Origin of the sequence: uncultured Winogradskyella sp. (assembly GCF_937958655.1) — a bacterium.
GTDB lineage: Bacteria > Bacteroidota > Bacteroidia > Flavobacteriales > Flavobacteriaceae > Winogradskyella.
In genome coordinates this window covers 1-9,406 of record NZ_CALGNH010000005.1, presented here as the reverse complement: position 1 = coordinate 9,406, position 9,406 = coordinate 1, and the positions used below count along the sequence as shown (strand labels likewise).

Below are 9,406 nucleotides of genomic sequence, written 5' to 3'. Positions count from 1 at the left end.
ATTACAAGAAAATCTCTTGAAAATGCGGTGAGACTTGTAACTATTTTGGGAGGTTCAACTAATGCCGTATTACACTTTCTAGCGATTGCAAGAGCAGCTCAAATCGATTTCACGCTTAAAGATTTTCAAGACATAAGTGATAACACACCATTTTTGGCAGATTTAAAGCCAAGTGGAAAATATTTAATGGAAGATGTACATGCCGTTGGAGGTATTCCAGCTGTATTAAAATATTTGCTTAAAAAAGGATTGATTCATGGAGATTGTTTAACCGTTACAGGAAAAACAATCGCTGAAAATTTATTGGATGTGGCTGATTTAACCGATGGTCAAGACGTTATTAAGCCAATAGAAAAACCTATCAAAATTTCTGGACACTTAAGAATGCTCTATGGCAATCTAGCAACCGAAGGAAGTGTCGCAAAGATTACTGGAAAGGAAGGTTTAAGTTTTAAAGGAAAAGCTAAAGTTTTCGAAGGCGAGTATGAAGCAAATGACGGAATAAGAGACGGAAAAGTTGAAAAAGGAGATGTTGTTGTTATTCGTTATGAAGGTCCAAAAGGTGGTCCAGGAATGCCAGAAATGCTAAAACCTACTGCCGCTATTATGGGAGCAGGTTTAGGAAAAGATGTCGCTTTAATTACTGATGGTCGCTTTTCTGGTGGAACTCATGGTTTTGTCGTAGGACACATTACTCCTGAAGCCCAAGAAGGTGGAACATTGGCCTTTGTTGAAGATGGAGATATTATAACAATAGATGCAGAAACTAACACCATTTCAGTAGAAGTTTCTGAAGTCGAATTACAAAAAAGAAGACAGAATTGGACAGCACCAGAATTGAAGTTTGAACGCGGTGTGCTTTATAAATATGCAAAAACAGTTTCATCGGCTTCTAAAGGCTGTGTTACTGACGAATTCTAGACGAATTCCTTTGCAAAAAGGAATCTCAGAGGCGAAAAGCTAAAAGCTGAGAGAAGAAAAAACAAAAACGAACCTCAAGCGAAGCGAGAGGAATAAAATAAAACCATAAAATGGTAGGATGAGATTCCTGCCTTCGCAGGAATTATATGGAAACAAAAACAATAAAGAACGAATCTAAAAACACAAAAACAACCGAACGCATCCCAGGAAGCGAAGCCGTTGTGAGATGTTTGCTCGAAGAAGGTGTAGAGGTACTCTATGGTTACCCAGGAGGAGCCATTATGCCAGTCTACGACGAATTATACAAATACCAAGATAAAATTCATCATGTATTATCGCGTCACGAACAAGGAGCGGCCCATGCTGCTCAAGGTTATGCGCGTATTTCTGGAAAAGTTGGAGTTGCTATAGCAACTTCTGGACCAGGAGCTACCAATTTAATAACAGGTATCGCAGATGCTCAAATAGATTCTACTCCTTTAGTTTGTATTACTGGTCAAGTAGGCTCTCATTTATTAGGAAGTGACGCCTTTCAGGAAACTGACATTGTTGGTATTTCTACTCCTGTTACGAAATGGAATCATCAAATCACTAAAGCTTCAGAAATTCCTGAGGTTTTCGCAAAAGCATTTTACATTGCAAAAAGCGGAAGACCTGGACCTGTATTAATAGATATAACTAAAGATGCACAATTTGAAGAGTTCGATTTTAAATACCAAAAATGTAAAGGAGTAAGAAGTTATACGCCTGTTCCTAAAACTGATGAAACTTCGTTAAAAGCTGCTGCAGAACTTATTAATAATGCAAAAAAGCCATTAATAGTTTGGGGACAAGGTGTCATTTTAGGTAAAGCTGAAGCGGAATTTAAAGCGGTTATCGAAAAAGCAGGAATTCCATCCGCTTGGACGATTCTAGGAGCCTCTGCAATTCCTACGTCGCATCCACTAAATGTTGGTATGGTTGGTATGCACGGTAATTATGGGCCTAACGTATTAACTAATGAGTGCGATGTTTTAATTGCTATTGGTATGCGTTTCGATGATCGAGTTACAGGGAATTTAGCAACTTATGCAAAGCAAGCCAAAATTGTTCATTTTGAGATTGATCCTGCTGAAATTGATAAAAATGTAAAAACTGATGTCGCTGTTCTTGGTGATGCCAAAGCAAGTTTAAAAGACTTACTACCATTATTGAATGCTAATTCGCATACGGATTGGCATCAAAAATTTAAAGATCTATACAAAATAGAATACGATAAAGTCATTAAAAATGATTTACACCCTACAAAAGAAGGCCTAACGATGGGAGAAGTATTGAAGGAAATCAATAGTCAAACCAAAGGAGAAGCTGCTATTGTTAGTGATGTTGGTCAGCATCAAATGATAGCGTGTCGCTATGCAGAATTCAATAAAACGAAGAGCAATATCACCTCTGGCGGATTAGGAACAATGGGCTTTGCCTTACCAGCCGCAATTGGTGCAAAAATGGCTGCACCAGATCGCGAAGTCGTAATGATTGCAGGTGATGGAGGTTATCAAATGAATATTCAGGAATTGGGTACTATTTTTCAGCAAAAAGTACCAGTTAAAATTGTGGTATTAAATAATGAATTTCTTGGTATGGTACGCCAATGGCAACAGTTGTTTTTTGACAAACGTTACGCATCAACAGAAATGGTAAATCCAGATTTTGTAGCCATAGCAAAAGGATACCATATCGATGCTAAAAAAGTATCCGAAAGAAAAGATTTAAAAGAAGCCGTAAAGGAAATGATCGATTGTGAAGGCCCATATTTCTTAGAAGTGAGAGTTGAAAAGGAAGATAATGTTTTCCCAATGATTCCTACTGGTGCAAGTGTTTCAGATATAAGATTAGAGTAACGTCTGTTCGAGTGAATTTCAAAAAAAGTGCAACGGATTTTGAAATTAGTATCGAGAACAAGTTAAAAAGTTTCTCGATAAAATTTTATTTCGTTCCTCAATAAAATCACTCGAAGTGACGAAAAATAAAAAAAATGAGTACAGAAAACAAACAATTTACCGTTTCAATATATACGGAAAACAATATAGGATTGTTGAATAGAATTTCGGCAATATTCCAAAGAAGGCACATGAATATTGAGAGTCTTAATACATCACCTTCCGAGATTGAAGGAGTCTCAAGGTTTACTCTAGTGGTAAATATTACGGAGTCTCAAATGAAAAAAGTCATCGGTCAGATTGAAAAACAGGTCGAAGTTATTAAGGCCTATTATCATACTGAAGGAGAAATCATTTATCAAGAGTCTTGCATATTTAAAATGAAATCAGATTTATTATTTGATGAGCGTCAAATTCAGAATATAATCAAAGAAAGTAATGCTCGAATAGTTACAGTGAACAAACAGTTTTTTGTAATTGAAAAATCTGGAAGAAAGGAAGAAATAGACTTATTATACAGAGAGTTAAACGTTTTTGGAATTATGCAATTTACACGTTCTGGACGTGTTGCTGTTACCAAAGACGAAATGAAAATATCAACGATGCTAGAAGCATTTCAACATTAAAAATTAAAACAATGTCAAATTATTTTAACACTTTACCATTAAGAGAACAATTAGAGCAATTAGGAAAATGTCGCTTTATGGATGCTTCAGAATTTGCTGATGGAGTAAGCGCATTAAAAGGAAAGAAAATTGTAATCGTTGGTTGTGGAGCACAAGGTCTTAACCAAGGTTTAAATATGAGAGATTCTGGCTTAGATATTTCTTATACATTACGTCAAGCAGCTATTGACCAACAACGCGAATCTTACAAAAATGCAACCTCTAACGGTTTTACTGTTGGCACGTATGAGGAATTAATTCCTACTGCAGATTTGGTATTAAACTTAACACCAGATAAGCAACATACTAATGTTGTGAAAGCTGTAATGCCTTTAATGAAAAAAGGAGCAACATTGAGTTATTCTCATGGCTTTAATATTGTTGAAGAAGGCACTAAAATTCGTGAGGATTTAACCGTAATTATGGTGGCTCCAAAATGTCCAGGAAGTGAAGTACGCGAAGAATACAAACGTGGATTTGGCGTACCAACATTAACTGCAGTACATCCAGAAAATGATCCTGAAGAAAAAGGTTGGGCACAAGCAAAAGCTTATGCAGTTGCTACTGGTGGTCACAAAGCTGGAGTTTTAGAATCTTCTTTTGTTGCCGAAGTAAAGTCTGATTTAATGGGAGAACAAACTATTCTTTGTGGTTTATTGCAAACGGGTGCAATTCTTTCGTTTGACAAAATGGTTGAACAAGGCATCGAACCAGGTTATGCCGCAAAACTTATTCAGTTTGGTTGGGAAACGATTACGGAAGCTTTAAAGCATGGTGGTATTACTAACATGATGGATCGTTTATCAAATCCTGCAAAAATTAAAGCTTTTGAATTGTCCGAAGAACTAAAAGCTATTATGCGTCCATTATTTAATAAGCATATGGACGATATCATCTCTGGTCATTTCTCTAAAACCATGATGGAAGATTGGGCAAATGATGACGTAAATTTATTAAAATGGCGTGCTGAAACTGGTGAAACAGCTTTTGAAAAAACAGCATTAACTACAGATCATATTTCTGAACAAGAGTATTTTGATCATGGAGTCTTATTAGTGGCTTTTGTAAAGTCTGGTGTAGAATTAGCATTCGAAACTATGGTTAGCGCAGGAATCATTGAAGATTCAGCATACTACGAATCATTACACGAGCTACCTCTAATTGCAAACACCATCGCAAGAAAGAAATTATTTGAAATGAATCGTGTGATTTCTGATACAGCAGAATATGGTTGTTATTTATTCGATCATGCTTGTAAGCCTTTATTGACGGATTTCATGAAAACGGTTGATACTTCTATTATCGGAAAAGCATACTCAAGTTCAAATGGTGTTGATAATATCGAATTAATCGCTATTAACGATGCGATTAGAAATCATCCAATCGAAGCTGTTGGTCAACGTTTACGTGCGGCAATGACGGCAATGAAAGTGATTAAATCAGATGTAAAAATCGAAGATTCTGTTTTAGCTTAAAGACAATATTTGATATAAAATAATAAAAACACCCCTCAAGTCCCCTCAAAGAGACAATCCAAAAAAGAAACATGGGTACTAGTGTCCCCTTGAGGGGACTTGAGGGGTGTTTCAGAAGAAATACAAACTAATAAGATTCCTGACTTTTCAGGAATAAAGATGGAAAAAGCAACAACCACATACAGACCAACACTAAAAGCCATTGAAGCTGCGGCAGAAAAACTTAAAGGTATCGCATACGTGACACCTTTAACAAAAAATGCGCGCTACTCTAAACATTTTGGTGCGAATATTTATTTTAAAAGAGAAGATTTACAGGAAGTTCGCTCTTATAAAATTCGTGGTGCTTATAATAAAATTTCATCTTTAAGTGCCACTCAAATTGAAAATGGTATTGTTTGTGCAAGTGCTGGAAACCATGCACAAGGCGTAGCTATTTCATGTAAACTTTTAAAAATTAAAGGCACCATTTTTATGCCGTCTCCTACACCAAGTCAAAAAATTGAGCAGGTTAAAATGTTTGGGGAAAATTATATCGATGTGGTTTTAATTGGTGACACTTTTGATGATGCTTACCATGCGGCAAAACAACAAAGCGAGGATATGAATCAAACATTTGTGCATCCATTTAATGACGAAAAAGTCATTGAGGGCCAAGCAACTGTTGGTTTAGAAATTATTGATCAGGCGGAAACACATCCTATTCACTATGTTTTTGTACCAGTTGGTGGTGGTGGACTTGCGGCAGGTTTATCTTCTGTCTTTAAACTCTTATCACCTCAAACAAAAATTATAAGCGTAGAGCCAAAAGGTGCTGCAGCAATGTTGACTTCAATCAGAGCAAATAAAAATATTGAACTAAAATCTATAGATAATTTTGTAGATGGTGCTGCTGTAAAACGTGTTGGCGATTTAAACTTTGCCATTTGTAAAGAAACCTTACATCGTGTTGTAGAAGTAGATGAAGGTAAAATTTGCCAGACTATTTTAGAATTATATAATAAAGATGCTATCGTTGCAGAGCCAGCAGGAGTGTTAAGTCTTTCTGCCTTAGAACAATTTAAAGACGAAATAAAAGGAAAAAATGTAGTCTGCGTTGTAAGTGGAAGTAACAATGATATTACTCGTACTGCCGAAATTAAAGAACGTGCACTACTCTATGCCAATCTAAAACATTATTTCATTATAAAATTTCCTCAGCGTGCAGGCGCATTACGAGATTTTGTAGTAGATATCTTGGGCCCTACGGATGACATCACCCATTTTGAATATACAAAAAAAGCAAATAGAGAGAATGACGTTGCAGTCGTTGGTCTAGAATTAAAATCGCCCGAAGATTTAGAGCCACTAATTACAAAAATGAAGCTTCATAATTTTTATGGAGATTACCTCAATGATAAACCAGATTTATTTCAATTCTTAGTTTAAACTAAGTACATTTTGAGATATTAGTAATTTGAAAGCGAAATATTTAGAAATACATAAAATTTCTTAGAAACATTGATTTAGATATTGTTAGTATTAATTTAATATGTAGATTAGCCTTATGATTACACTTATACGTAAATATAGAACACCCATACGCTTACGACGTCGCTAATTCTCTCATTTAGCAACATATTCTATATTCATTTTATTTTTTCATCGTGTATATCTCAAATTTCAAATATCATTTTCAAACTTTAATTATCTCAACAGATAATCACAGTATTCCACGCCGCTTTTTTCCGCGTCGCCCTTAGGGTGTACTTCTATTTTATTGAACTTAGGTGAGTCCGGTTCTGCTTTCAAAACACAAACACACATTTTTTAAATCAAAACTCAATTACAATGAAAATTGTCATTGCTGACAAATCACATACAGTTTACGCAGATATTATTTGTAAAACCATTGAAGACGCTGCACAAGTTAGAGGCACTGGAATTGCAAAGCGACAACCAGAATACATTATTACTAAAATGGAAAACGGTAATGCTGTGATTGCTTTAGATGGAGATCAATTTGCTGGCTTTTGTTACATCGAAGCTTGGAGTCATGGAAAATTTGTTGCCAATTCAGGATTAATTGTACATCCAAATTACAGAAATCAGGGACTTGCCAAAAAAATCAAAAAGGTAGTTTTTGAGCATTCTAGAGCCAAATTTCCAGAATCAAAAGTTTTCAGTATTACCACAGGTTTAGCGGTAATGAAAATGAATAGTGAATTGGGTTACAAACCCGTAACGTTTTCAGAATTAACCAATGACCAATCGTTTTGGAAAGGCTGCCAAACCTGTAAGAACTTTGATGTATTAACTAGAACCGAGCAAAAAATGTGCTTATGTACTGGTATGCTGTATGATCCTAATAAAAAGGAAGAGAAGAAACTAGAAGAAAAAAATATTGACAAAAAAGTATGGACACGATTGAAAAACATTAAACAATCCATGTTCCTAAAAAAAGATAAAAATGGAAAAAGAGATTAAGTCACCTTTTTCTCTTCCTTTGGAAGAGATGTCGAATAGCGACAGAGTAGGTAGAAAATTAGTTATAGCGTATAGCGGAGGATTAGATACGTCGTATTGTGCAGTAAGCTTAAGTAAAGCTGGTTATGATGTGCATGCTGTAAGTGTAAATACTGGAGGTTTTACTCAAGAAGAAATTAAAACGATTGAAAGCAACGCCTACAAAATGGGAGTTTCAACTTATAAAAATATTGATGCCATTGCATCGTATTATGATAAGGTTATAAAGTATTTAATCTTCGGAAATGTCCTTAAAAACAACACCTACCCTTTGTCAGTCAGTGCAGAACGCATCATCCAGGCTATTGAAATCATTCAATATGCTAAAAGCATTGGAGCCAAATACATCGCACACGGAAGTACAGGTGCAGGAAATGATCAGGTACGTTTCGATATGATTTTTCAAACCTTAGCTCCAGAAATTAAAATCATCACACCAATTAGAGATGGTAAATTAACAAGACAACAAGAAATAGATTATCTCGTAGAAAACGGAATTGATATGTCTTGGAACAAAGCTAAATACTCAGTTAACAAAGGACTTTGGGGAACTAGTGTTGGTGGAGAAGAAACTTTGACTTCAGAACAGCCACTACCAGAATCTGCTTATCCTTCGCAATTACAAAAAGAAGGAGAAACGAAAGTATGCTTAACTTTTAAAAAAGGTGAACTCGTCGCTTTAAACGGAAAAGAAGACTTAGTTCAAAACAATATAGTATTACTTAATGATTTAGCATCAGATTTTGCTATTGGTAGAGATATTCATGTAGGAGATACCATTGTTGGTATAAAAGGCAGAGTTGGGTTTGAAGCTGCTGCTGCTTTAATTATTATAAAAGCGCACCATTTATTAGAAAAACACACGTTAACCAAATGGCAATTGCAGCATAAAGATTACTTATCTAATTTCTATGGTATGCATTTGCACGAAGGGCAATATTTAGATCCTGTAATGCGAGATATGGAGGCTTTTTTACAGAACAGTCAAGATAAAGTTTCAGGTGATGTTACTGTAACTTTAAAACCATATCACTTCACATTGGATGGTATTAAATCAGCACACGATTTAATGAATGCCAAATTTGGAAGCTACGGCGAAGAGAATAAAGGGTGGTCCGCTGAGGAAGCTAAAGGATTTATTAAAATAGTCGGCAATCAAAACAAAATCTATCAACAAGTAAATAATTAAATTATTATTTAGATTGAAAAACATCCCTAAAGTCCCTTCAAAGGGACAATAGTCCTAAGGTTATTTAAAGGATTGTCCCCTCGAGGGGACTTTGGGTGTAAACGTTGAATAAAGTAAAACCACTTTAGTGGAAAATAAATATGAAAAAAATTAAAGCAGGAATAATTGGAGGAGCAGGTTACACAGCAGGCGAATTGATTAGATTGTTACTCAATCACGAACAAGTGATTATCGATTTTGTTTACAGTACATCTAATGCTGGCAATAAAGTTTACAAAGTACACCAAGATTTAATTGGTTCTACCGAAATGGAATTCATAAGTAAAATTAATTCAGAAGTTGATGTATTATTTCTGTGTTTAGGTCATGGTAACTCAACAGCATTTTTAGAACAAAACATATTCTCAGAACACACAAAAATCATAGATTTAAGTAACGATTTCAGATTAATAGCAGATAAAACTTTCAAAGGAAAAGACTTTGTTTATGGCTTACCCGAACTACAAAAAGAAGCCATCAAAAAAGCAAATTATATTGCAAACCCAGGTTGTTTTGCAACAGCCATTCAATTAGCACTATTACCTTTAGCTAATGCTAATTTAATAAAAGACGACCTTCATGTTAATGCAGTAACTGGTGCAACCGGAGCAGGAACTTCATTATCTAAAACCACGCATTTTACATGGAGAGACAATAACTTTTCGCATTATAAAGCATTTACGCATCAACATT

The 9,406-nt window shown here is 35.2% G+C and carries 7 protein-coding genes and 1 pseudogene; all 8 read left to right on the top strand.

Annotated features, from left to right (window positions below):
* On the top strand, positions 1-921 hold a 921-nt coding region (locus Q0800_RS01090; RefSeq protein ID WP_299126845.1), incomplete at its 5' end, for a dihydroxy-acid dehydratase.
* Between the two features lie 146 nt (positions 922-1,067).
* The gene (gene ilvB / locus Q0800_RS01085; protein ID WP_299126844.1) at positions 1,068-2,801 is read left to right on the top strand and encodes a biosynthetic-type acetolactate synthase large subunit; all 1,734 of its coding nucleotides are present in this window, start codon (positions 1,068-1,070) and stop codon (positions 2,799-2,801) included.
* Between the two features lie 134 nt (positions 2,802-2,935).
* A complete protein-coding gene (gene ilvN / locus Q0800_RS01080) occupies positions 2,936-3,466 on the top strand; it encodes an acetolactate synthase small subunit (protein WP_299126843.1) in 531 nt (176 codons plus the stop codon).
* An 11-nt stretch (positions 3,467-3,477) separates the two neighbouring features.
* Positions 3,478-4,980: a ketol-acid reductoisomerase gene (gene ilvC / locus Q0800_RS01075; protein ID WP_299126842.1), complete on the top strand. Its 1,503-nt coding sequence runs from the start codon at positions 3,478-3,480 to the stop codon at positions 4,978-4,980.
* A gap of 159 nt (positions 4,981-5,139) precedes the next feature.
* A complete protein-coding gene (gene ilvA / locus Q0800_RS01070; RefSeq protein WP_299126841.1) occupies positions 5,140-6,408 on the top strand; it encodes a threonine ammonia-lyase in 1,269 nt (422 codons plus the stop codon).
* Positions 6,409-6,810: 402 nt separating this feature from the next.
* Positions 6,811-7,446, top strand: coding sequence for a GNAT family N-acetyltransferase (locus Q0800_RS01065; protein WP_299126839.1), 636 nt, complete (start codon positions 6,811-6,813; stop codon positions 7,444-7,446).
* A gap of 28 nt (positions 7,447-7,474) precedes the next feature.
* Positions 7,475-8,674: an argininosuccinate synthase domain-containing protein gene (locus Q0800_RS01060; protein ID WP_299126846.1), complete on the top strand. Its 1,200-nt coding sequence runs from the start codon at positions 7,475-7,477 to the stop codon at positions 8,672-8,674.
* A gap of 140 nt (positions 8,675-8,814) precedes the next feature.
* Positions 8,815-9,406: pseudogene (locus Q0800_RS01055) on the top strand (N-acetyl-gamma-glutamyl-phosphate reductase); the annotation flags it as partial.

Bases quoted from the DNA above. Each gene is read 5' to 3' on its own strand.
- ilvB (WP_299126844.1), top strand. From the start codon at position 1,068: ATGGAAACAAAAACAATAAAGAACGAATCTAAAAACACAAAAACAACC.
- ilvN (WP_299126843.1), top strand. From the start codon at position 2,936: ATGAGTACAGAAAACAAACAATTTACCGTTTCAATATATACGGAAAAC.
- ilvC (WP_299126842.1), top strand. From the start codon at position 3,478: ATGTCAAATTATTTTAACACTTTACCATTAAGAGAACAATTAGAGCAA.
- ilvA (WP_299126841.1), top strand. From the start codon at position 5,140: ATGGAAAAAGCAACAACCACATACAGACCAACACTAAAAGCCATTGAA.
- Q0800_RS01065 (WP_299126839.1), top strand. From the start codon at position 6,811: ATGAAAATTGTCATTGCTGACAAATCACATACAGTTTACGCAGATATT.
- Q0800_RS01060 (WP_299126846.1), top strand. From the start codon at position 7,475: ATGTCGAATAGCGACAGAGTAGGTAGAAAATTAGTTATAGCGTATAGC.